The 24,629-nt window shown below is 44.7% G+C and carries 21 protein-coding genes; 16 read left to right on the top strand and 5 right to left on the bottom strand.

Features of this window, described 5'->3' with window-relative positions; genetic code table 11:
* Nucleotide 1 precedes the first annotated feature (1 nt).
* The 6 genes from folP to truA are packed head-to-tail and all read left to right on the top strand — an operon-like array spanning nt 2 to nt 4,886.
* Nucleotides 2–847 (top strand): dihydropteroate synthase, encoded by an 846-nt coding sequence (folP, locus tag IWA51_RS07540; protein ID WP_198441977.1) that lies wholly within the window; start codon nt 2–4, stop codon nt 845–847.
* 13 nt (nt 848–860) lie between these two features.
* Entirely contained in the window at nt 861–1,676 is an 816-nt protein-coding gene (cdaA, locus tag IWA51_RS07535; RefSeq protein ID WP_177528850.1) for a diadenylate cyclase CdaA, read from the top strand.
* Nucleotides 1,654–2,754 carry a CdaR family protein gene (locus tag IWA51_RS07530; protein ID WP_198441976.1) on the top strand — a complete coding sequence of 367 codons (1,101 nt, stop codon included), beginning with the start codon at nt 1,654–1,656 and terminating at the stop codon, nt 2,752–2,754. The genes cdaA and IWA51_RS07530 overlap by 23 nt, the downstream gene beginning before the upstream one ends.
* Nucleotides 2,755–3,141 (top strand): holo-ACP synthase, encoded by a 387-nt coding sequence (gene acpS / locus IWA51_RS07525; RefSeq protein ID WP_198441975.1) that lies wholly within the window; start codon nt 2,755–2,757, stop codon nt 3,139–3,141.
* Nucleotides 3,142–3,200: 59 nt separating this feature from the next.
* Complete coding sequence (locus IWA51_RS07520) at nt 3,201–4,106, top strand: DUF2225 domain-containing protein (RefSeq protein ID WP_198441974.1); 906 nt, start codon at nt 3,201–3,203, stop codon at nt 4,104–4,106.
* Nucleotides 4,107–4,886, top strand: a complete 780-nt coding sequence (gene truA, locus IWA51_RS07515; RefSeq protein WP_198441973.1) for a tRNA pseudouridine(38-40) synthase TruA — start codon at nt 4,107–4,109, stop codon at nt 4,884–4,886.
* Between the two features lie 11 nt (nt 4,887–4,897).
* On the opposite strand, the gene priA is transcribed toward truA, so the two are convergent.
* On the bottom strand, nt 4,898–6,892 hold the full coding sequence (gene priA, locus IWA51_RS07510) for a replication restart helicase PriA (RefSeq protein ID WP_198441972.1): 1,995 nt from the start codon (nt 6,890–6,892) through the stop codon (nt 4,898–4,900).
* A gap of 3 nt (nt 6,893–6,895) precedes the next feature.
* Complete coding sequence (locus IWA51_RS07505) at nt 6,896–7,702, bottom strand: uracil-DNA glycosylase (protein ID WP_198441971.1); 807 nt, start codon at nt 7,700–7,702, stop codon at nt 6,896–6,898.
* A 71-nt stretch (nt 7,703–7,773) separates the two neighbouring features.
* Here IWA51_RS07505 and IWA51_RS07500 point away from each other — a divergent pair, with 71 nt between their 5' ends.
* The 5 genes from IWA51_RS07500 to IWA51_RS07480 are packed head-to-tail and all read left to right on the top strand — an operon-like array spanning nt 7,774 to nt 14,942.
* On the top strand, nt 7,774–9,003 hold the full coding sequence (locus IWA51_RS07500) for a glycosyltransferase (protein ID WP_177528843.1): 1,230 nt from the start codon (nt 7,774–7,776) through the stop codon (nt 9,001–9,003).
* On the top strand, nt 9,000–10,694 hold the full coding sequence (locus tag IWA51_RS07495; RefSeq protein ID WP_198441970.1) for a hypothetical protein: 1,695 nt from the start codon (nt 9,000–9,002) through the stop codon (nt 10,692–10,694). Before IWA51_RS07500 ends, IWA51_RS07495 begins: the two co-directional genes overlap by 4 nt.
* Complete coding sequence (locus tag IWA51_RS07490; RefSeq protein ID WP_198441969.1) at nt 10,691–12,508, top strand: hypothetical protein; 1,818 nt, start codon at nt 10,691–10,693, stop codon at nt 12,506–12,508. The genes IWA51_RS07495 and IWA51_RS07490 overlap by 4 nt, the downstream gene beginning before the upstream one ends.
* Before the next feature lie 54 nt (nt 12,509–12,562).
* Nucleotides 12,563–13,822 (top strand): tRNA uracil 4-sulfurtransferase ThiI, encoded by a 1,260-nt coding sequence (thiI, locus tag IWA51_RS07485; RefSeq protein ID WP_198441968.1) that lies wholly within the window; start codon nt 12,563–12,565, stop codon nt 13,820–13,822.
* 16 nt (nt 13,823–13,838) lie between these two features.
* The gene (locus tag IWA51_RS07480; protein ID WP_198441967.1) at nt 13,839–14,942 is read left to right on the top strand and encodes a hypothetical protein; all 1,104 of its coding nucleotides are present in this window, start codon (nt 13,839–13,841) and stop codon (nt 14,940–14,942) included.
* A 21-nt stretch (nt 14,943–14,963) separates the two neighbouring features.
* Here the strand turns inward: IWA51_RS07480 and IWA51_RS07475 are convergent, their stop codons facing one another.
* On the bottom strand, nt 14,964–15,518 hold the full coding sequence (locus IWA51_RS07475; RefSeq protein WP_198441966.1) for a hypothetical protein: 555 nt from the start codon (nt 15,516–15,518) through the stop codon (nt 14,964–14,966).
* 75 nt (nt 15,519–15,593) lie between these two features.
* Entirely contained in the window at nt 15,594–17,621 is a 2,028-nt protein-coding gene (locus IWA51_RS07470; RefSeq protein WP_177528837.1) for an ATP-dependent helicase, read from the bottom strand.
* Nucleotides 17,622–17,776: 155 nt separating this feature from the next.
* Here IWA51_RS07470 and IWA51_RS07465 point away from each other — a divergent pair, with 155 nt between their 5' ends.
* From IWA51_RS07465 to flgE, 5 genes are read left to right on the top strand one after another with little or no spacing between them, the layout of a single operon-like run.
* Nucleotides 17,777–19,072 carry a hexokinase family protein gene (locus IWA51_RS07465; protein ID WP_177528836.1) on the top strand — a complete coding sequence of 432 codons (1,296 nt, stop codon included), beginning with the start codon at nt 17,777–17,779 and terminating at the stop codon, nt 19,070–19,072.
* Between the two features lie 2 nt (nt 19,073–19,074).
* Nucleotides 19,075–19,707 carry a periplasmic-type flagellar collar protein FlbB gene (locus IWA51_RS07460; RefSeq protein WP_177528835.1) on the top strand — a complete coding sequence of 211 codons (633 nt, stop codon included), beginning with the start codon at nt 19,075–19,077 and terminating at the stop codon, nt 19,705–19,707.
* A gap of 36 nt (nt 19,708–19,743) precedes the next feature.
* Nucleotides 19,744–21,105: a flagellar hook-length control protein FliK gene (locus tag IWA51_RS07455; RefSeq protein ID WP_198441965.1), complete on the top strand. Its 1,362-nt coding sequence runs from the start codon at nt 19,744–19,746 to the stop codon at nt 21,103–21,105.
* 30 nt (nt 21,106–21,135) lie between these two features.
* Nucleotides 21,136–21,588: a flagellar hook assembly protein FlgD gene (flgD, locus tag IWA51_RS07450; protein WP_177528833.1), complete on the top strand. Its 453-nt coding sequence runs from the start codon at nt 21,136–21,138 to the stop codon at nt 21,586–21,588.
* 18 nt (nt 21,589–21,606) lie between these two features.
* Nucleotides 21,607–22,998 (top strand): flagellar hook protein FlgE, encoded by a 1,392-nt coding sequence (gene flgE, locus IWA51_RS07445; RefSeq protein WP_198441964.1) that lies wholly within the window; start codon nt 21,607–21,609, stop codon nt 22,996–22,998.
* A gap of 315 nt (nt 22,999–23,313) precedes the next feature.
* Here the strand turns inward: flgE and IWA51_RS07440 are convergent, their stop codons facing one another.
* Nucleotides 23,314–24,444 (bottom strand): hypothetical protein, encoded by a 1,131-nt coding sequence (locus IWA51_RS07440; protein WP_198441963.1) that lies wholly within the window; start codon nt 24,442–24,444, stop codon nt 23,314–23,316.
* Nucleotides 24,445–24,629: the final 185 nt, after the last annotated feature.

The raw sequence follows: 24,629 nt of genomic DNA, 5'->3' as shown, positions 1-24,629 counted from the left end.
CATGAAAAAGAAAATTGAACTTTGCCTTTCAGACAGAACGGTTTCTACGGAACTTCCCGCTTTGATTATGGGAATAGTAAACTGCACACCTGACAGTTTTTTTGAAGGAAGCCGTGGTGGCCTTGAAAGAGCTCTTGAACTTATAGAAGAAGGTGCAGACATAATAGATGTTGGAGGCGAGTCAACCCGTCCGGGCTCTGAGTATGTAAGTGCAGAAGAAGAAACAGCCAGGATTATTCCGGTAATTGAAGGAATAAGAAAGGTATCTGATATTCCTGTTTCTGTAGACACAAGAAAGAAGTCTGTTATGGAAGCTGCCGTAACTGCAGGGGCAGATATTCTTAACGATGTTTCTGCACTTGAAGATGATGCTGCAATGGCTTCGTTTGCGGCCCGCGCAAAGATTCCAGTAATTCTCATGCACAAAAGGGGAATCCCTTCTTCAATGCAGGGCGACACAAAGTACAACGATGTTTTTGCAGAAGTAAGCGCCTATCTTTCGGAGCGTGCAGACTATGCAGCCCTCTGCGGAATAAGCCGTGACAAAATAATAGTTGACCCTGGTGTCGGTTTCGGAAAGGACCTTGAGTCAAACAAAGTACTTATTGCTGAATGCGGACGGCTCTGTTCAGGGCAGTACCCTGTACTTATGGCACTTTCCAGAAAAACATGCATAGGGCAGATGACGGGCCGCGACATAAAAGACAGGCTTTACGGAACCCTTGCAGCAGACCTTGTTTCTGTCCTTAGGGGAGCTTCCATGCTGCGTGTTCATGATGTTGCTTCTTGCAGAGACACGCTTGCCGTGTTACAATCATTCCGGAACAGCGGTTTAGTCAATTTCTGAGAAGGGGTGTGCCTTGGACACGTTTAGCAGTCTTTTGAAAATATATAATTATGCAGGATCTGTAGTTGATATAGGGGTTCTGTCATTTCTCCTGTACAAGGCATACGAGATTATCACCAGAACAAACGCCATGCAGCTCATCAAGGCTGCGGTTCTTGTTGCCATGGCCTATGTTGTAGCATACCTTCTGAGGCTTCAGACACTTCTGTGGGTATTCAACATAATGGCTCCGGGGCTTCTTATTTCCTTTGCAATTGTTTTCCAGCCTGAACTCAGAAAAATCTTTCTTAAGCTGGGACAGACAGAATGGTTTGCGTTCGGTTCCAGGTCAAAGCACACTTATGTTGATTCTGTTCTCATAGCAGCCGAAACACTTTCCAAACAGCGCAGGGGAATGCTTGCCGTATTCATGAGGCATACAAAACTCGACAACATAATCGAAACGGGAACACGCATAAACGCAGATCTTTCGTCAAGCCTTCTTGTTACGATTTTCGGGCACGACACACCGCTTCATGACGGAGCCTGTTTTATTCAGGGCGGCAAACTCATTGCTGCAGGATGTTTTCTTCCTGTAAGCGAACAGTATGATATAAAAAAGACTTTCGGTACCCGCCATAGGGCAGCACTCGGACTGAGTGAAGTAAGCGACAGCGTTGTTCTTGTAGTAAGTGAAGAGTCCGGGGCAATAAGCCTTGCATACGACTCAAAACTTCACTACGACCTTTCAATGGAACAGCTTACGAGAATTCTTGAAAGCCAGCTCGAGATTACCCCCGATGAACAGAAAATAGAGGACACGATAGATGAGCATAAAACAATTTCTTGACAAAATCCTTAAGAACTGGCCGGTCAAGGTAACTTGCTTTGTCATGGCTGTCCTGATTTATTTTTTTCACCAGATTTCGACCATAGACAAAAAGACCTTTGTTGTTCCGCTTGAAGTAAAGTCTGAAGGGGCAATGGTTTTGTCAGGAGGCTATGAACGCCACCGCAATGTAAAAATAATTGTCAGGGCAAGGGCAGAACAGCTGGCGTCTGTTTCAGAAAAAGATTTAAGAGCTTATGTGGACTTAAGTTCCCAGTCTTCTGCAGGACAGCACAATTTTCCTGTTCTTCTTGACCTGGAAGAGCGCATTCTTCTTATGGACCCGCTTGAAATAACTGCTTCCCCGGATTCTGTTCCGCTTTCAATAGAGGAAAGGGATGTAAAATTTGTCGGAATAAGACCTTCTGTTTCGGGAATTCCTTCACACGGATATACCCTTTCAAAAATTACGTCAGATCCTGCAACTGTAAGGGTAGAAGGTCCGCGTTCGGTAGTAAGCAAAATTACATATATGCCTACAGAAGAAGTTTCGGTTCAGAATGCTACATCCGATGTTACAAAAAAAGTCAGTGTGCTTAACCGCAATTCGCTTATTTCTGTCGGAACGGGTACTTTCTCTGTCAATGCAAGAATTGTTCCGCAGGGAATGGTAAAGACTTTCTCTGATATTCCCGTAAGTTTTGACAATTTAAGGGATGACCTTGCAGTTTCGGGAGAGCCTGTTTTTGTTGATGTAATAGTAGAAGGCGAGCTGCTTGATATAGAAAAACTTTCGGCAGATTCTGTGCGCGGTTCTGTTGACTGTTCGTTTATACTTACACCGGGGCATTATGAAGTTCCAGTTTCAGTTACTGTTCCGCTCGGACTTACGGTAAATTCAAAAAGCCGTGAAACACTGTCACTGGACGTTGTGCTTAAACCCGAAGAGACTCTTCCCGATTCTTCTGCAGTAAATGACGGTGAAGAAAAAGATGCAGAAAATACGCAGCCACAGGAAGAAATGGAAGCTGTTCCCGAAGATGTGACTGATATTCCGCAAAGTGATGCCGTTCCGGAACCGCAGATCCAGGGAGTATAGATGTCTTCAGTTCTCGGAATAGGATGTGATATTGCCGGAGTGGAACGGTTCAGAAAATGGGTTTCTTCACCTGCAATGATTGCCAGGTTTTTTAATAGCAAAGAAATTCTTTATGATTCTTCTGCTTCGGAACAGCGGCTTTGCGAGCATTATGCCGTAAGATTTGCCGCCAAGGAAGCTTTTTCAAAGGCACTGGGAACCGGGCTTTCGGGTTTTGATCTGCGCGATGTTTATATTGTAAAGGACAAAAACTCAAGGCCGTTTGTTGCCGTTCAGGGACGTGCACGTGAAGTCCTTGAAAAAATCTGCGGAAAAAACTGCAGCGTTCACGTTTCGCTCAGCCATGAAAAAGAATACGCAATGGCTTTTGTAGTAATAGAAGGATAGTTCCGGCAGTGTGTATTTTTGCACACTGCGGATTTCAACAAATTTGAGAGGATAATAAAATGGCGGTCAAGACTTCTTATCATAAGGCTCCCAAAGAGGAAAAAAAGGTTTCTGTCTCGTACTGGGCAAAAGAAGAACTTGTGTGTCCCGTATGCCGCGCCAAATTCAGGCAGGAAGTCATGCACAAGGGCGGCGGCCGCATGATTGCAGGAAACCTTACCGACGAGCTTCATAGAATTTTTGAACCGTCAAAGAAATTCGGAAGGGTATATCCCATGATTTATGACGTGGGCTCGTGTCCCAAATGCCATACTGCCTTTTTCTGGAAGGATTTTACAGATGTAAAGGACAGTGTTTCCTTTGACAGAATTCTGCAGGACGAAGAACACCGCAAGAAGGCAGTGTCCGATATTTTCCCTTACTACAATCTTGACAGGGAACGCACGCTTTTTGACGGTGCTGCAATGTACTATCTTGCGCTTCTGTGCTACGAAAAACTTGATATTGCCTATGCCCCGACTTTCAAAAGGGCAATGATTTCGTTAAGGCTTGCCTGGCTGTGCAAGGATCTGGACAGAGTATGCCCCGGACACAACTACGAATACGTTGCCCAGGTCTTTTACAGAAAGGCACTTTTCTTTTACCAGCAGACGCTCATCAACGAAACCGGCCGCATAGAGTCAATTGAACCTGTTTCAAACTTTGGTCCCGATACAGACAAAAACTACGGTTACGACGGCGTAATTTACCTTTGCGGCCTTCTGGAATACAAATACGGCCAGCGTGACGACGGTGAACTGCGCCTCAAAAAACTTGACGAATACAAAAAGGCCATTGCGCGCATCTTTGGTCTGGGAAAATCCAGCAAGAACAAGCCGGGGCCGCTTCTTGAAGTTGCAAAAAACCTTTATGACAAGTTGGCCGCAGAACTTTCGGCAAACAATATATTCAGTGTGGACGAATAAATGGCAAATATTCTCTTGACAATTTCCTATGACGGAACAGATTTCTGCGGCTGGCAGAGACAGGACAAGTCGGCCGGCGGTAAACCCGTTCGTACAGTTCAGGGCGAAATAGAAACAGCACTTGAAAAAATGTTCAGGACAAAAATAAACCTTTACGGAAGCGGCAGAACAGACAGCGGTGTTCACGCAACGGCACAGGCGGCAAATTTTACTTCCCCGGTGGAATCAATTCCTCCAAAAAACTATGTAAGGGCACTCAACGGCTTTCTTCCGCGTGACATAAGAATAATGCAGGCAGCCGAAGTTCCGGAATCCTTTAATTCAAGGTTTAGCGCAACTTCACGTACATACAGGTATTTTATACAGGCAGGCACTGTTCCGCAGGCAAGGGACTCAAGGTACGTGTGGTGCATTCCGAACAGACCTGATGCAAACGCGCTTAATTCAATGTGCGCGTGTCTTTCAGGGGAAACCGACTGTGCAACTTTTTCTGCAGCCGGAGATCAGAGCATTTCTACCAGGCGCTATATTGACAGAGCCCGTTTTTTTTACGAAAAGGAAGACCTTCTTGTTTTCGAGATAGAAGCAAATGCCTTTTTGTGGAAGATGGTGCGCTCTCTTACCGGAACTCTGATCCAGTGCGAACAGAAAGGGCTTGGTGCACAGGACTTTAGGAATATTCTTGAAAGCTGCGACAGGTCAAAAGCTGGAATGACAGCCCCTCCCGATGGACTTTTTCTTTGGAAAATCAGTTTTGACGGAACAAGACGCCACTCTTAAGTCCGCTGAAGTTAAAGCATTGAGACAGGGTCAACGTCTACTTCGATATATACGTTTTTTGGTGAAGTGTAGCCCCATACGAGTTTTTTTGCAGCATCTACAAGGGGCGCTATTCTGTCTCCCCTTAAAATAATCTGATGCCTGAAGTTTCCGGCTATCATTTCAAGCGGGCATTCTGCAGGGCCAAGAACTTCAACTTCCTCCGGGGCAGACACGCTTTTTATAATGGAAGCAGCAGCCATTGCAGCGGTCTGGGCCGCGTTAGGTACCTGAGAGCGGAATACCAGCCTTAATAGCCTTGTAAACGGCGGGAAGCCAAGAAGTTCCCTCTGTGAAAGCTCTGATTTGTAGAAGGTTTCAGTATCACCTTTTGCGGCAAGTGCAATCGGTTCGCGGTCGGGACTGTAGCTTTGTACAATAACTTTTCCGTCCGGGAAAAACCTTCCTGCCCGTCCTGCAACCTGCGTAATAAGCGAAAATGTGCGTTCAGAAGCCCTGAAGTCGGGAAGATGAAGGGAAGTATCTGCCAGAACAACGCCTACCAGCCTCAGGTTGGGAAAGTTCAGCCCTTTGGCGACCATCTGTGTTCCAAGAAGAATGTCATATTCCCCCCTGCGGAATGCATCAAGTTTTTCCTGCAGTTCACCGCGCTTTTTGAGGCTGTCTGTGTCTACCCTTATGGTTTTTGCCGAAGGGAATTTTGCCATGACTTCGGCCTCTATGTATTCTGTTCCGAAGCCGTTGTAGCCTACGTCAAGGGATCCGCATTCGGGACACTGCTTGGGTGGTTCCATGCTGAATCCGCAGTAGTGGCAGCGCAGCCGGTTTTCGCTTCTGTGGTATGTCATGGGAACAGAACAGTTTCGGCACTTGAGTTCATACCCGCATGTCATGCACCTGAAAAAGTGCGTAAAGCCGCGTCTGTTAAGAAAAAGAATCGTTTGCCTTTTGTCGTGCAGCGCGCGCTTTATTTCGGTTTCGAGCTCTTTTGAAATGCAGCTGTCTCCCGCCGTCCCCGAGCTTAAGTTTACGCATTCTATGTCGGGCATTTTTCCGCCGGAAAGTCTTTTTGTAAGAACATGCCGCTTTATTGTTCCTTTCTGCATTGAATACCAGGCTTCTGCAGAAGGTGTTGCCGAACCCATTACAAGGGGAATTTTAAGTGCGGAACATCTTTTCATGGCAATCTGCCTTGCATGGTAACGGGGGGAAGAGCCTGACTTGTACGAAGAATCATGTTCTTCGTCCATTATGACAAGCCCCAGGTCGGGAACAGGTGCAAATATGGCACTTCTTGCTCCTATTACAATGCGCGCTTCTTTTCGCAGTATGCGCTTCCATTCACCAAGTCTCTGGCTTGGCGTAAGTTCTGAATGTATTACCGCAGCTGTGTTCCCGAACCTTGCAATGGCTGACTCTGCAACCTGCGGAGTAAGTCCTATTTCGGGAACAAGATAGATTACACCCCTGCCGCTTTTAAGTACACGTTCTGCAGCCGACAGAAAGACTTCGGTTTTACCGCTTCCTGTAGGTCCGAAAAGATAGTGTACCAGAGGACCTTTGTCTGGGGAAAGAATTCCTTCTACTGCCTCTTCCTGTTCTTCACTGGGAGTGCGAGGCGTAAATAGTTCGTCAGTATCTGCCGCAGGAAAGCCCTGGTATTCTGTTTCGCGTCTTCCCGAAGGCAGCATAGCAGAAACACATTCCCCTATGGGAGAAATATAGTAGCTGCACATGAACTTTGCTATGTCAAAGAGTTCTTGCGTTAAAAGGGGTATGTCGTCCAGAAATCTTACTGCAGGTCTTATTTTGTCGGCAGTTACACCGCATGTAGAAGGAATGCTATCGTAGTCGGCTACAACCGTACCCGTCATCTTTCTGCTACCGAACCTTACTTCGACTCTTCTTCCGAAATAAGGGCTGCCCGTGTTAGATCCGGCAGGGACTTCGTAAGTGAACGCCATGTTGAGCGGGACGTTAAGGGCAACGTCAATGTATCTGCCCATGTGTCAGGAATTTCCCTGCGTAAAGTGAAAGTCTTTATCGTATTCGGGATACTCGTTTCTGAGTCTTGCGCCGAATATCCTCAGGTCATCCCAGACAGGTTTTTTGAGCGTTTCGTCCCTCAGAACAGCACTGGGATGGTATGTTGCCAAAAGAGGAATTCCGTTAAGATCCAGCCATTTTCCCCTAAGCGCATTTATTCCGGCATCGGTTTTCATAAGATTCTGAACGGCTGTTCGTCCCATTGCAAGAATGAGCTTTGGCTTTAGAATGTGAATCTGTGCCTGCAGAAAACCTGAACAGGCCGCGGCTTCATCACTCATGGGCGTTCTGTTCATGGGCGGGCGGCATTTTACTATATTTGCAATGTAGCAGTTTGATTTGCGGTCTAACCTTATGGCAGCAAGCATTCTGTCCAAAAGCTGTCCTGCTCTTCCTACAAACGGGCGGCCTGTTTTGTCTTCTTCTTCACCTGGGCCTTCACCGATAACAAGAACATAAGGTTTTTCACAGCCTTCACCCGGAACAGCGTGAATTCTTTTTGATGCCAGTATGCAGTTTGTGCACTCCGAAATCTTTTTGTAAAGGGAATCCAGTGTAAGGTGTCCTGTTTCTTCTGTTTTTGGCTTTTGTTCGAGAGAAGAAGATTGCTGCGGTTTTTCTGCTGCTTTGGTCTGTACGCCGGCTGGTACTGTAATATCGTCAGTAAACACCGGCGGTTCTGTTCTGTATTCCGCGGGAATAAACCCTGCAGTCCAAGAGGAAACTGTTTTGAGAAGACTGTAAATGCTTTGCTTTTCTTCAGATGTCATCCTTACTCCGTGGTTTGCCCATTATATCTTATACTTGAACGTTCCGCAATAATGAAGTAAAATTGAAGTCTATGAATATAGCATTGTTTTCAGACAGTTATCTGCCTACAAAAAGTGGTGTGGTTACTGTTGTTATTCAGCTTAGAAAAATACTTGAAGAAATGGGACATCATGTTGTAATAGTGACTGTTTCATCAAATGACAAAGATTATGAAGAAGAACCCGACCCCAATATCATGAGGGTTATGTCCATTTTATCCCCGCTCGGCGAAGGCCAGTACATCGGGTTTCCTCACAGAAAGGCTGTTGCCAAATTTCTTCAGAAAAACAATATCCAGATTATACATTCCCATACAGAATTCTTTTTGGGACAGATGGCCGTTATAGTCGGAAAAATGCTCGATATTCCGGTAGTTGCCACAACTCATACAATGTGGGAAGACTATTACCGCTATTATCTTTTTATGGGTGAACTTATTCCCCGCCGTCTTGTCAGAAAGATGGTAAAGACTATGTACAAAAAGTTCTATGCCCTTATCAATGTTTCAAAAAAAGCACACGACTATTTTACATCACCGTTCTGCCTGCCAAAAACTCCTTCTGCAATTATTCCGAATGCAATAGATACGCAGAAATTTATAGGTTCCCATGTAACAGAAGAAGACAAGGTTGCCCTCAGAAAGTCACTGGGCATTGCAGAAACAGACCGTGTTATTATCTGCGTGGGGCGTGTTGTAGAAGAAAAACGTGTAATTGAACTTGCAGATGTACTTATAAGAGTTGTAAGAGGCCGTGATAATGCAAAAGCCTTGTTTGTCGGTTCGGGCGGTGCACTGGAAATCCTTAAGGAAAAGGTCAGCGAGGCAGGTGTTGCAGACAAAATTCTGTTTACGGGTTTTATTGACTGGAGAAAAGTTTACGCTTACTATGCCATTTCCAATATATATGTTACGGCATCCCTTTCCGAAATGCATTCCATGACTGTTCTTGAAGCGCTTTCCCTGGGACTTCCGGCAGTGTGCAGACGGGACACAAGCTTCAGCGATACTATTTTCCACGGGGTAAACGGTTATTTTGCCGACTCTGACAACGCCATGGATTCATATCTTTACGCTCTTATTGACAATCCCGAAATGTGTTCGCAGATGGGCGAAAAAGGCCGTGAAATTTCAAAGAGATTTACCCTTGAAAAACACGGAAAGCGCACGGTTGCTTTCTACAATGCGGTTCTTTCAGCCTGGCCGCAGAAAATACAGTCCAAAACACTTGAGGGGGCCGTTAAATCGGCAGATCAGAATTGACACTATTCAGAAAAATTTTTTCGGCACTTCTTTGTTTTCTCCTTTCAGCAGGGGCTTTGTATGCTGCCCCAAGAGGAAAACAGGAACTTGTTCCGGCAGGAAGCTGGGTTTATGATGCACTTACAGCAATAGCGCTCGAAGAAGGCCGTGCAGATTTTTCAGATAACGCGCCTCTTTCCATAAATGAAATCCTTCTTTATCTTTTAGAAGCGGACTACAGTTCGTTAAGCAGTAGCGGTAAAAGCCTTTACGACAGAATTAAAGCTTATGCGGCAGAAGATCCGCTTTCTTTTGAGGCTGGAATATTCAGCCTTGAAGCAGACCCTGTTGTAAACCTTGAGGGAATGTACAAATCCGAAGATGACATTGACTGGGTTTATGGCAAAAAAGACAGACTTGCCCTTATTTCGTTCCCGGTCAAGTTCCAGGCCAAAGATTTGTTTACAATGTATACCGAACTCGACTTAAGGCAGAACTACGGGTATGCGCTCAGAGACGCAACCTTTACGAATATTCCGCTTGAGGCTTCACAGTTTGACACCAATTTTCCGCATAGGGCATATTTTAGCACGGGTTATTCTTTTACAGACACAGCCGGAATGAATTTCCAGATTGGGCTTGGTGAAAGAAGTGTGGGGCGTTCTCTCGGCGGAAGTGTCATCATGAGCGAATATCTTACAACCACTTCTTTTGCATCTCTTTCATTTTATTCACCGGATGTACGCTACTGCATGAATGTTAACCAGTTCAATGTTGACCGCTATCTTTACATGCACCAGCTCGAAGTGCGCCTGTTCAAAAAACTTACATTTTCTGCAATAGAAGCAATTTTTGTAAATGCACCGCTGGAACTGCGCTTTCTGAACCCGTGGACAATCTACCACGGAATGAGCCCCTGGCGTGACTATGAGCCCGATAAAGATGATTCTGAAGGACATACATGCGCATACATGTGCTTTAAGCTTCAGTATGTGCCGGTAAAAAATCTGCGCCTCTATGCAAATTTTGCCCAGGATCAGTTCCAGACAAAGTACGAGATGGACAACTGGCCCGACAATGTTACACCAAACGGAATAGGCGCACAGCTTGGAATAGAATCCTATGTTCCGTTCCGGGGCGGCCGTTTTCATGCGTGGCTTGAAGGCTATTATGCAGACCCGTACCTTTACATAAAGGAAAGCCCCAACTGGAGCCTTGTTGGTACATTCAGCGAAAACATGGGGGAACAGGCTGTTTTCTACGAGTGGATAGGAAGTCCCTATGGCCCCGATACTGCAGCTGCCCAGCTGAGTTTCGGCTACGAACACGACAACTGGAGCATAACTGCCGGCTATCTTTTCAAGGCCTGCGGTGAATATTCAGGGACAAAAGTCTTTAAGGGTAAAAATGACTGCGACTGGGGTGGTCAGGACAGAGTGCCCGATCTTGACAAGTGGATTTACCCCGACACTTCAAAAGACGGTTTTGAAGAAGCTAAGAGAAAACAGTCACTGGTAACACCGAGCGGTATTCCCGAGTACGTAAACAGAATCTCTTTGTGTGCCAAGTGGTCGCCCGTAAGTGCAGTTACACTGGCTGTAAGGCCGGCCTGCGTCTTTATTTTCAATTCTGGCAATGTAAGCGATAATTTCAAATGCGGTCTGGAAACAGCTGTTTCAGTTACGTTCCGGCCTGTAAGGATGTTCCAATGAATAAAAAAGTTTCGATTTTGGCAGTACTGACAGCAGCTCTTTCTCTGCCTTTGTTTTCACAGGTAAGCGTTGATCCTTCCGACAAGTTTTATACAATGGTAGAAAGCTGGGGAATACGCGGAATAATTAATGAAGTTCCCCCGATAAGACCTTATCCGCTTGCGAATGTAAAGGAAATTCTTGATACCGTTATAAAAAACGGGGATGCATATGATACAGAAATTGCCAATCTTCTGTACGAAGATATTTTCAAACATTCATGGCATGTAGAAGCAGGTGCAGACTATGCTTTAAGCCAGAAAAAGGAAGATTCGGATCCTGCCGAACTTGACAGTATGCTCTATGTGTACCCGGCCCTCGAAGGCGATTTCTATCTCTTTGACGACTTTGTTTCTGTAGGATACCATCTTGGCTGGGCTGCACGCAATATAGAAGACGAAAGCCGTTTTCTTCCCATCTATACGAATTCAATGCACGATTCCATTCAGGATCCGGCATCTATAGGCCCCATGAACGTATATCTGGATATGAACAACAGTCTTGCAGTAGGAAAGAAAAATATGTTCATGCAGGCCGGAATTTACAGAACAGGATACGGCCCTTACCTTAATCAGGGACTGGCTCTCAACGACAGCGCATACCATTGTGCAAATCTTTCGTTTACATACATGAACGGCCGGCTTTCCTATGCCCATCAGCTTTCCATGATAGGTGCCACTTCTTCGTACAGCGGTGACAGCGGAACACTTGCCCCGGACAAAATACTTGCTTTCCATGCACTTGAATACGGCTTTACAGACCAATTTTCTGCTTCATACTACGAAACCATAGTTTACGGAAAACGTTTTGACGCTTCGTACCTTCTTCCTGTTCCGTTTATGGTAGCGCAGGGAATAGGCGGCTGCAACGACAACCTTCAGATGGGAATTCTCCTGAAGTACCGCCCGGTAAAAGGCGTGCTCTGGGCAACAGACATTTTTGTAGACGACATAGATGTAAACAAGCTTGCAAAGCTCAGCATTGACTCAAAAAACAGGATTGCCTTTAAGACCGGCCTTGTTTATACCCCCGAAAATTCTTTCTGCACAAGGGCAAATTTAAACTACACGTTTGTTACACCGTACACATATTCGCACTGGGAATACGATGACGAAAAAACAGCGTCAATTTCTGCCGGAACAAAAAATTACCAGAACTATACGAACAATGGAATAAACATGGGAACGGCCTTTGCACCGAACAGCGACGCCATAAACCTTACGCTCGACTTCAGGCCTGTTTCAAGGCTGGGAATTAAAGTTTCATCTACTTTCATGCGTCATGCAAATGTATGCGAAAGCCTTACAGACGATGAAGCTTTTGCCTACCTGTGCGCAGAACCCGGCGTTTATTCGACTGACGGCAGTGTAAACACACATTCCATGATGGCCGACTCTTCATCTTCCAACGGAACACATGTAGATACTGCGTGGGACAAACTCAATTTCCTTAATCAGGAACATACAATGTACGTTATCCAGACTGGAATTCAGGCTGAATATACATTTGCCACACGCAAAAAGACACATGTTTCGTTCAGGGCAGGCTATACGTTCGAGTACATCCAGCGTTACGGCGTCAATACAAATATGTACCCCGGTGGAAGTGTAACTATTTCTGAAGATAAAAAATATTATACTTACAACGGTATTTCTTACCCAAAAAATGCCGAAAGCGTTTCAAAGATCGTGTCCCTTGCACGCAGCGAATGGGAATCATCTCTCGTAAACAAAATAAACAGTTACTATACAGCAGGAATCACCGTAAGATTTTAAGCTGAACCGGGCCACAGGTTTGAATCCGCCGGTAATTCAATTTCAGAGGAATTTATGAAACACGACATTGACTTTAATTATTATACCGAAACCTATCTTGGAAAAGTAGGGGAACTTACACTCAAAGGCGGAAACATGCGCGTCTTTGAAAAACAGCTGGTACTGAATTTAAGGCTCGCGCTGGAGAGCGTAGAAGCAAGGGTCTGGACACAGGCAGGGCGGCTCTATGTTTCCTGTACAAAAGATTCTGTTCCTGCAGCAGAATATGCGCTCGACAGGCTTATCGGAATTACCGGCTGGGCAAAAGTGCGTGTTGTAGAAAAAACAATGGAAGCAATCCGCGCGGCAGTAGCAGAAGAGGGAAAAGCCGCTGTAGCATCAGGTGCAAAAACTTTTAAAATAGACGCGCGCCGTGAAGACAAGAGCTTTGCGCTCAATTCATACGAAATCTGTTCGGGCGCCGCAGGTGTTCTTTTTGATGACGGAACAATGAGCGTTGACGTACATAATCCCGATGTCGTAATAAATGTAGAAGTACGTGACAAATGCTACGTTTACTGTGCACAGAGAAAGACCTGCCGTGGTCTTCCGGTCGGTGTAAGCGGAAAAGGCCTTCTTCTTCTGAGTGGCGGAATAGACAGTCCTGTAGCCGGATACCGCATGATGAGACGCGGAATGAAGGTTGAATGCATTTACTTCCATTCGTACCCGTACACTTCTGAAGAAGCGCAGAAAAAAGTAGAAGATCTTGCAAGAATAATAGGCCAGTACGGAGTAGACACTCATCTTAACATAATTCCGTTTACAGACGTTCAGATGCAAATAAAGGCAAAGTCTCCCGAAGCATATACAACACTTATGCTGCGCCTGTGCATGATGAAGTGTGCAAATCTCCTTGCAGAACGTGTACATGCAGACTGTCTTATTACGGGCGAAAGCCTCGGGCAGGTAGCAAGCCAGACTATACAAAACCTTACTGTAACAGAAAGCTTTGCAGAATATCCTCTTCTGCGCCCGCTTGTTGGCCTTGACAAAGAAGAAATTACGGCTACGGCAGAAGAAATAGGAACTTTTGACATTTCCATTCTTCCCTACGAAGACTGCTGCGTACTCTTTACACCAAAGCATCCTATTCTGCGGGCCACTGTAGAAGAAGCAAAAGCCATTTATGATTCCATGCAGATAGACGAACTTGTGCAGAAGGCCTTTGAAGACAGAAAAATTATGCGCTTTTCTCTACGCGATGAAATAGGTTCAAAATGGGCAACAAAGAAATTTGTTCCGCAGACAGGAGACTGCATTCTTAAAGAATAAAAAAGACAGAATAAGATTGAAAAAGCACTTTTTTTTTGCTGCAGTTTTATTTTCTCTTGCAACCCTTGCGGCATCTCCGGTTTCTTCGCTTCTTGGGGGAATCTGGGAAAACGCAGACCGCATGGTTGTCTTTGATACAGGACTGGATTCAATTCAGATTGTGCTCAAGCCCTTTTACGGCCGTTATGCTGACCGCGCTGCAGAAAGTTCCGTCTATACAAAAGAAAATGTGCGTGACAGAAACAGTGCTACTTCATCTTCTGCAGCAGATGTTATAGGAATAGAATGTATTCCCCTTGCAGAAGAACTTGCCGCAGGGGATTCAAACGGCGTTGTTCAGGCAAACGGTGATGTACTTTTAGCTGAAAATGAATCTTCCGGTGCCTGGATACTTAAACTGCGCTACGGTAAAGAAGATGTCTTTGTTCCGGTTGCAAGAATTGGAAACAATCTGTACCTGGACTTTGTGCTTAGGGAAGAAAACAGCGACAATGTTGCTTCTTCTTCTGCCTTAAACGGAACAACGCTTTCTTCAGAACATCCTGCTGACGGTTTCTGGTACGATGCAGGAAGGGCTTCGGGCATTACGCTTTCAAAACCCTTTTACAAAACAGAACTTCTGTCGTATCTTGTTGACGCTGATAAAATATACCACATAAGATACTGGCGCTCTGACATGGATTTTGACTCTCTGGCACAGGCTGTATTCCGTGATGCAGATTCAGAGTACAGCGTTCCGAAGCATCTGCGCTTTGCAGGACAGACGTTTACCTGCGTTAACGGAAAGGGAACGCGCATAAGAAATATAGAACGTTCAGGCTCTTTTCCAAAAACGGTCCGCATGAATTCCGTAATAGTAAAAAAAGAGCGCACAAATTCTGACGGATTAAAAGTTTTTTACAATGTAAGAACTTCAACAATCTGTGCGTTCGGTGAACCTTACCTTACGCTGCATTCAGGAAGTGAAACGATTGAACAGATTGTCAAAGAAATGAATTCACAAAAAATGCCTGCTCCAAAGCCGCTTTTCCCGCCGCACGGTGTTCTTGATTTTGACTGGAGCATTATAGAAAACCCGCCCAAAGACTACAACAGACGCGTCCTTGATTTGGGCAAATAAATATCACCCAGGTTTTTTAGATTATCTTCTTTTTACAAACTGAATGTAGTCCAAATCCATTCCTGTTTCGCCCAGACGGTCCTTTGAATTTGCCTGTACCGTTACCAGAACTTCTTTGGGCGCATCAAGTGTAAAATAGATGGGGCTTCTTGTAGTAAGTTCCCATTTTCCAAGTGGAGGGTTACTGGGATAAACCCTGTGTGCTTCTTCATCTATGTAAATGTAAAATGCTGCCTGGTCCGGATTGAATGATTTTTCTGCGGCAAGACATTCGTAAGTTCCGGCAGGCAAAAGTATTCGTACTTTTGCCCACGAAGTTTCGTCCATTAAACGTGCTGCAAATTTTCCGCTGGCATCTGTATCCTGAATTACCAGAAAGCGGTTCAGAAGCATTGATTCAAATTCGTATTTTATTCCAAGTCCCGAAAATTCTATGACGGGAAGATTTGTCTGCGGTACTGGCGGCTCCAGAATAACTGAAGGCTCTGGATATGTGTCGGTTTTGCCCAGCGTTTTGCATGAGAAAAAAACAAATGCTGCTGCAATAAGAAATGCCTGTCCGAGTTTTCTATTCATTTATAAATCCTCCGGGAACTTTTGATTACAGTATAGCACATTTTTTCAGTTTTGTACTGCAACCGAGCCGGAATATTACAGTTTCGGAACCCTCGGGCGTGACATGTTTTTGAGCATATTCTGCAGAAGTTCATGAGCCTGTTCGTCAGAGACTTCCTTTGACGGTTCGTGGTATTCTACGAGTGATTCAGGTATTTCTTCGAGAAATCTGCTTGGAGCGCATTCTACAGTGGCTGTCATTTTTCTTCTTTTGAGGCATGAAGAAATAAAGAGACGGTCCCTTGCCCTTGTAACTGCCACGTAAAAAAGCCTGCGTTCTTCTTCTATAGCCTGTTCACCGCCTTCTTCTACTGCACGGGCGTGGGGCATAAGACCTTCTTCGGCTCCTGCAATAAAAACTACAGGGAACTCAAGTCCCTTGCTTGCATGAACTGTCATTAAATTTACTTTTCCCTTGTCCTGTTCCCCGTCGTCAAGATCATCGCGCGACAGAAGGGTAATGCGGTTAAGGTATGCAAAAAGACTTGTGTCTTCGTGTTCGGGGTTGTTTTCCCACTGTTCCATACTTTTTATGAGGCTTTCAATGTTCATGTACTTGAAGCGGGCAGCCTTTTCGCTTTTGGGATTTTCGCTGATCAGGTAGTCAAAGTAGGCAATTTCATCTACCAGTGCGCGCACTTTTTTACTCAATCCTTTTCCGCTGAGCATGGTTTTGTAGCTTTCTATAAGTGATATAAACGCACCAAGATCTGCCCTTGTTTTTTCGCTTACCGGACATTCTTCGGTAGAAGATTCGATTATTGCCTTTATTCCTTCCCAGAGTGAAAATCCCATTGTGTCAGAAACCTTGTTTACGGCTTCTATTGTGGTTCTTCCCAGTCCTCGGCGCGGCGTATTTATAATTCTAAGAAGGTTTATGTCATCGTCATGGTTCGAGATAACTCTCAGATAGCTTATGATATCCTTTATTTCCTTGCGCTCAAAAAAACTTGTTCCACCGCTCATTGTGTAGGGGATGTTGCTTTCAAGAAAGGCTTCTTCTATTGCGCGGCTCTGTGTATTTGCACGCATGAGTACACCGAAGTCATCGTAATTCCGTTTTTCTTCGGCACAGATTCCCTGGATTGTTTCTGCAATAAAGTCTGCTTCTGCCGCTTCGTTTTCGGGCATGTAGATTTCGATGGGTTTGCCGTTGCCGTTACCGCTCCAAAGCTCCTTGTCCTTTCTGTTTGTATTGTGCTTTATTACACCGTTTGCGGCTGCAAGAATTGTTCCTGTTGAGCGGTAGTTCTGTTCGAGCCTTATTTCCTGTACATCGGGAAAGTCCTTTTCAAAATTCACAATGTTCTGGTAGTCGGCACCGCGCCAGCTGTAAATGCTCTGGTCATCGTCACCTACAACAGCAACGTTTTTGTCGGCAAGAAGGCGCATGAGTTCGTACTGCTGGTGGCTTGTGTCCTGGAATTCGTCTACCATTATGTACTTGTAGCGGTTTTTGTACTGCTCCAAAACTTCGGGGTGCTCTTTGAAAAGCTTTATGGGAAGGGTAATAAGATCGTCAAAGTCTACGGAATTATAAAGCTTGAGTCCTTCCTGATAGCCTTCGTAAAGCTGCCTGTACATATCGTTGTCGCTCTGCCAGCCTTTTCTGCCGGTTTTTACGTCGCTGAACAGTGCACCTATTTTAAAAAGATCCATTGCATCTGCCGTAAACTGAAGCTCGCGGCCTGTTTCTTTTATGAGAGATTTTCTGTCTGTTTCGTCATAGATTGAAAAATTCGGTCTGTAGCCCAGCTTGTCTATATCCTGCCTTAAAATCCTTACGCCGAATGCATGGAATGTACTTACAGTAAGGTTCTGGAGTTTTCTTCCTGTAAGGCTTTTTATTCTGTCTTCCATTTCCTTTGCGGCTTTGTTTGTAAAAGTAAGGGCCAGAATCTGACTCTGCGGAATTCCCTTTTCGAGCATGTTTGCTATTCTGTAGGTTATTACGCGTGTTTTTCCGCTGCCGGCACCTGCAATTATAAGTATAGGACCATTTATGGTAGTTACGGCCCTGTATTGTTCCGGATTAAGCTGGTCTTTAAGAGTATCTTCGAGCATAGGGCAGTTATTTTATATTCATATGTATTTTTTTTCAATCCTGAGCGAAATATATGCCCAAAATATATCTGTCCTGAGCCTGTTATATCTTGAATTTTTGATGTAGTATGGTAAAATATATAAAGAATTATTTTAAATTTGATCAGAGGTAATTTATGAATACAGCAGTTGCGGCTTTTTTGGGAAAACACAATTTTAATCATCATGTTGATATAAATTCCGTAACAGATGCACTTCTTTCAGATATGCACGAAGGTCTGTGCCGTCGTCCTGCCAGTCAGGATATGATTTTGACTTACAGCAATCCACCGTCAAAGGCAGCTGCAGGAAAAAGTGTAATTGTAATTGATGCAGGCGGAACAAACTTCAGATCGTGCCTGGTTACCTTTGATTCAACAGGTAAGCCTTCCATTGACTTTATGGAAAAGACAAAGATGCCTGGAATAGAAAAGGAACTTTCCCGTACTGAATTCTTCAATCAGTTTGCAGAAAATCTTGAACACCTCAAGGACAAGTCCTGCAATATAGGTTTCTGTTTTTCTTACCCGATGACAATTACAGATGACGGCGACGGAATCCTTCTTGGCTTTTCAAAAGAAATCAAGGCTCCCGAAGTAGCCGGCTGCAGGGTTGGAAAGGAACTCAAAAAGGCTCTCGCAGACCACGGCTGGAAGAATAAAATGAATGTTCTTCTTCTTAACGACACGGTTGCAGCACTTCTTGCAGGTGCCGCCGCCCCGGACGAAGGAATGAAGTATTCTTCATACATCGGTTTTATTCTCGGAACAGGAATGAACGGCGCTTATATCCAGCCTGAAGACGCAGCGTACAAGGGACTCAAGAGACAGATTGTTGTCTGCGAAAGCGGAAAATTCGACAAGGTTGCAAGATCTGACTTTGATGAAGCCTTTGATGCAAAAAGCGTAAAACCTGGAACTTCACGCATGGAAAAAATGTGCTCGGGTGCATATCTTGGTCCCGTAAGTTTTGAAATGATTCATACTGCTGCAGAAGAAGGTCTTTTTACTGACGCATTTGCAAAAAAACTCCTTGAGATAAAGGAAATGACTCTTATAGAAATGGATGCCTTCCTTCATTCTCCGTATTCAACGGCTTCTGTTCTTGGAGCAAAGGCTGCCGGATGTGCCACCAAAGAAGATTATGACCGTCTGTTCCAGATTCTTGACGCACTTGTAGAACGCTGTGCACGTCTTGCCACTTCAATTCTTGCGGCCTGTGTAATCAAGAGCGGTGCAGGTACTTCTTCCGACGAGCCTGTCTGTATTCTCTGCAATGGAACAACATTCTTCAAGACATACAAGATATTTGCCCGTGTACAGGGTTATCTTGAAGATGTGCTTGTACGCGAAAAGGGACTGTATTATGACATAATCAGCCGCGACAATGACATTACTCTTGGAGCCGCTATCGGCGGTCTTATCGGTGAATAAAAGTGCGTTCCACAAAGGTTCTTGCCAAGTCAATACTTTTAATTCTTCTCATTGTTATTCTTGTACTGTTCGGACTGCTCTGGTTTGACTATCTGGGGGTAATTCAGGCAAAAAAAATGTTTGCTCCTGTCTACAGACTGTTCGGGCTAGAACCGCAGACTTCGGTTTCTGTGGCAGGCGGAACAGGTTCTGTTCCTGCAAACCTTGATGATGACCGCTTTGCAAAAAGACTTGAAGCCCTTGACGTACGCACGCAGGAGTTGGATAAGCGCGAGGCTGACGTAAAGGTTCAGGAAGATGCAAATGCCCAGGTTGCTCAGGAACTTGCGGACAAAGAGAATGCACAGTCAGAAAGAGAAAAAACATTTAACAATCTGGTAAAAAAGTACGATGATAGAAGTGTAAACATCGAACAGATTGTGCAAAACCTTAACGGAATGCAGCCTGCCAAAGCAGTGGAAATTCTTGTAAACATGGATGACCAGGACGTAATAGACGTTTTGCGCCGTGCCGAAGAAATTGCCGCCAGTGCAGGAACATCTTCCATGGGTGCCTACTGGCTGTCACTTATGCCCGCTTCACGTGCGGCAGAGATACAGCGCAAAATGGCAAACAAACCGCTTTCCATAAACTAAGGCTGTGGCGGCTGTCCGGTAGTTTCGGAGGTCGCCATGCTTGCTTCAAACATACAGGTCGTAAAATCACAGGGGTTGCCCGAAGTTCAGTCACAAAAGCTGAAGGAACCGCGCCCGGACTCTTCTTTTAAGGATATGCTTGAGGCTGCCCGGACAGCAGAAGAAAAGCCTGCTGCAGAAGAACAGAAAGTTTCTTACAAAAAAGGCAATAAATCTCTAAATGACAAAGAAGATATTCCGCAGAATGTTTCTGAAAAAACTGCAGAAGAAACTTCGGTCCAGAATGCAGCCCTTGTACAGGAACAGCCCAAAACAAAAAATGCGCCCCTTTCAAAAGAAGACGCTGCCGTTTTTGCCGCAGAACCTCTTTCAGAACAGGATATAACTTATCTCAAATCATCTTCCGTTAAAGACAATATTGAATCTTTGCTGACTTCGGCAGAAGAATTCAATTCACAGTCTGCAGAGCAGGAACGTCTTCTGGCCGCAGCACAGGTTTCTGTGGACAATCCCGGACAGTTCCTTGCGTTGCTGGAAAATTCCGCTGAAGCACAGGTACAGGCGGCAGCAGTTTCCGAAGGAACAATCGTTGCGGCTCTTAACATGACAGACAAAAGCGAAGGTGAATCATTTTTGAATCTTGCGCAGAGTGGTGAAGAAACAAAAGACGGCCTTTCAGATAGCATTCCCCAGAAAAAGAAAACTGAACAGAAAAGCGTTCTTAACGGACTTTTTTCGCTTACAGACGAGCGCACGGTAACTGTTCCGGAATCTGAACTTGAATATGACAGTGGCAGCATGAAAATATCGCGTGCGCATTCAGGTTCGGCCGGCGAAACAAGTGTAAATGCTGTTCTTAACATGCCGCAGGATGCAGCAAAAAATATTCTTTCTTCAGACACACAGTCGGCCCAGGCAAGCGGTTCGGTGTTCCAGCAGATGGTTTCACAGCAGATTGCAGCCAGTGCGCCCGATTTTGTAAAAGCCGGAAGCATAGTTTTAAAGGACAATAATACTGGAACAATAAATATGGCACTTAAGCCTGAAGCTTTGGGAAATGTTAAGATTACTCTTGAACTTTCCGATAAAGTAGTATCCGGTCATATTACCGTAGCAAGCAGGGAAGCGTTCGAAGCTTTTCGCCAGAATCTTGACACTCTGAGACAAGCGTTTGTGCAGAGCGGATTCGACAATGCAACCTTTACGCTGAGCATTGCCCAAAATAATTCACAGGGCGGAATGTTCGGAGGGGAAAGGCAGCAGAGCGCGGAACAGTTCCTTTCTGAAAAGACATACGGTGATTATGCGGTACATTCTAATTCAGGTTCTGCAGTAAGTGCGGGGGACCAGACGTCCTACGAAGCTTCTGCAGATTACAGGATAAATGTCGTCGCCTAAGACGTCAGACTGATTTTAACGAGGTGAATTATGGAAAGCTCCGTTCAGCTTAACACGGCTATGAGTCCGCAGGAAAAGGCCAAGCTCAATATGCAGGTCGACACATTCAACAAATCTCTTGCGGTAAACGGAAGACAGGCGCAGCAGTCGCTCGGAAAAGATGATTTTCTTAAGCTTCTGATAACACAGCTTTCAAATCAGGATCCGACGTCTCCGATGGACAACACGCAGTTTATTGCACAGATGGCCCAGTTCAGTTCACTTGAGCAGATGACCAACATGAACCAGGAATTCGGCAAGCTGAACAATATGCTGGTTTCTTCACAGGCTGTCGGAACAATCGGAAAAACCGTCGATGTTGATGTTGGCGGCGTAAAGACTACAGGTACTGTTGACGCGGTAACTTACGGAAACAATCCGCAGGTGCGCATCGGCAATATGTATTATGATATGAAACAGATTTCGGCCGTTTACGGTGAATAATTTTAGAGGGTAGCAATTATGATGAGATCACTTTATGCTGGAGTCAGCGGACTTCAGAACCATCAGACCAGAATGGATGTTATAGGAAACAACATTTCCAACGTTAACACTTACGGATTCAAGCGCGGCCGTGTAAGCTTCCAGGACATGATAAGCCAGCAGATTAACGGTGCTGCACGTCCTACAGAAGAAGTCGGCGGTGTTAACCCCAAGGAAGTAGGACTCGGAATGAGTGTCGCTTCCATTGATACGATTTTTACACAGGGAAATCTTCAGACAACAGGTGTTTCTACAGACCTTGCCATTCAGGGAAACGGATTCTTTGTTCTTAAAAACGGAGATGAAACTTTCTATTCAAGAGCCGGTGTTTTTGGCGTTGACTCAGAGGGAACACTTGTAAACCCGGCAAACGGACTTCGCGTTCAGGGATGGATGGCAGAAGATGCAAACGGCCGCCAGATTGTGCGCACTTCGGCTACTCCTACAGACATTGTAATTCCGGTAGGACAGAAAGACCCGCCGAAAGCTACGGAAAATGTACGCTATTTCTGTAACCTTAACAAAAATACACCCGAAATTCCCGAAAACCCAACTGCAGACCAGCTCCTTGAAGGAACCTGGCAGACAGAAATCAATATTTACGATACTTACGGAAACGCACACCAGGTTCAGATGAATTTCTCTAAAGTTCCGGGAAATCCCAACCAGTGGAACGTAAGCGTAAACGTAGATCCTGACAATGCAGAATTTACACAGACACGCATTGGATTCGGAACAACAGACGGTGTTGCAAATACATATACACTTAACTTTGACAATACCGGAAAGCTTCTTTCTGTTGCAGACAGCGCCGGAAATACTTCAAATCCTGAAGGTGAAATTGTTCTCCAGGCTTCATACAATGTTGCTGACAGTAATGCAGATGCCGCAGGAAACCCGTACAGACATACATTCAGCTTAAGCCTCGGAACAATCGGTTCTATGGAAAATACAATTACACAGGCTGCTTCAAAGAGTACAACAAAAGCCAATTTCCAGGACGGATACAAGCTCGGTTATCTTGACAACTTTAAGATTGACCAGAGCGGAACAATTACTGGTGTTTATTCAAACGGTTCCGTAAGAACAATCGGACAGGTTGCCATGGCCAGCTTTACAAACCAGGGCGGTCTTGAAAAGAAAGGCGACAATACCTATGCAGAATCAATAAACAGCGGTATGGCAAATATCGGTGAAAGCGGTACACAGGGAAAAGGAAGCATGCTTGCCGGAACCCTTGAAATGAGTAACGTTGACCTTACCGAGCAGCTTACTGACATGATTGTAACCCAGAGAGGATTCGAGTCAAATGCCAAGACTATCCAGACCGGAGACTCAATGCTTGAAACAGTAATCAACCTTAAACGCTAATAGAGTTACCTCGCTCTAATTATCATAACTATGCCTTGACCGCATGAACTTCTACCCGGTTTATGCGGTCTTTTTTTTTGTCTTTGCTTTTTTTATTGGTTTCGTATCTATAATTAAGATGTTTATATTATTTTAATAGGAGTTTGTTAAAAGGCAACCCTCAGGGAAAAGCTTTCAGGTATGATGATAAGTTCAAATGAGCCTGAAGTAGAAGAAGCCGCAGAACCCGAATTTAATTTTTAGTTCTAAAAGTATATAAAAAAAGGCTGCCCTTCAAGAACAAAGGGCAGCCTTTTTTTTAACAATGGCAGTTTTTTAGAACTTTACGTGGAAAGAGAAGGCGCCACTCCAGAGAGCTTTTTCGTAATTTGTCCTGTCCATAAAGCTTCTGATATCTGCACAAACGCTCAGAGATGTCTGGAATACCAGGAAGTTGAATCCTACACCGGCATAAAGCTGAGGCTGAACACCGCTGAAATCCCACTTTCCGTCCTGGTAAGTGCTGCTTGTAGTGTCTGCGTTGCGTGAACCGCTGTCTTCGCCTGAAATTATCAGATTGTTGCCTCCAAGGCTTTTTGTTCCCTTGATATTCCAAGCCCAGCTGGTAGAAGTGTTTGAAACAAGTGCTCTTGCTCCTCCGAATACTGTTGCAATCATTATGCTCTTTGAAACTTCGGCCTGAACGTAGATAACCTGTGTGTTGAAAGAAAGGTTCATGTTTGCATCAACACCGCTCTGGTCTGAACTTATTCCGAAAGATCCCTTTGTGATATTGTATCCGGCACCTACAGAAACCTTTGGAAGAATTACACCGCCGTCAAGAACGCAGTAGCGTACATCAATGCCCAATGTAAGATAGTCTGCAGAACCATTGAATCCGAATGCGTTGAAGTTCATGGGTGCACTCATGGATGTGATTGAGTTGGGGTCAGACAGATCTACGCTGAACAGAGACGGGTTTGTCATCATTGCACTGATTCCGATGTCGAACGGAAGGAATATACCGCCGATTCTTGCATCAATAGAAACAGTAGGCATTACAAATATGTCAGGAATTGAACCGAAGTCTACAGTTCCTTTAAGTTGATCTGTAATAGAACTGCTGCCTGAATCAGGAACAAAGTCATTGATCATTCCTTCAAATGCTGTTGCTGCATTCTTAAGTCCTGTCATGTCCATTTTTGTTCCGCCAAGAGAAATACCTACACCAAAGTGAGGCGGGAGTGACGGAAACAGTTTGCCAATATAAGCGTCTGCCCATACATTCTGCTGTGTTGCTGCCTGCGGTGCCGCTACAAGAATGTTTCCTGCAAATGCGTTGAGACCGTTTGCAATTTCAGTTTTCTTATTTTCTGAAATAGGGATTTCAATATCTTCTGCATAAAGAGAAGCAGAAGCCAGTGCTATGACTGCAAATGCAGCCGCGAGTGTTTTTGTTTTTTTCATAAGTTCCTCCTGTAATGTAAAGCTTTTTGATTCTGACAAAACCTCTTGTTTTCTCTATTATAATGCATAAAAATTACTAATTCAAGTTTGGCAGGTGTTTATGGCTGTTTTGAAAAAAATCAGAAAAATATTAAAAAAACAGGCAAATGTTATTGACACAAATGCATAATGAGTATATTATCTAA

The sequence above is a fragment of the Treponema peruense genome (assembly GCF_016117655.1).
In the GTDB taxonomy this organism is placed as follows: Bacteria; Spirochaetota; Spirochaetia; order Treponematales; family Treponemataceae; genus Treponema_D; species Treponema_D peruense.
This window is presented reverse-complemented; position numbering and strand designations above follow the sequence as displayed.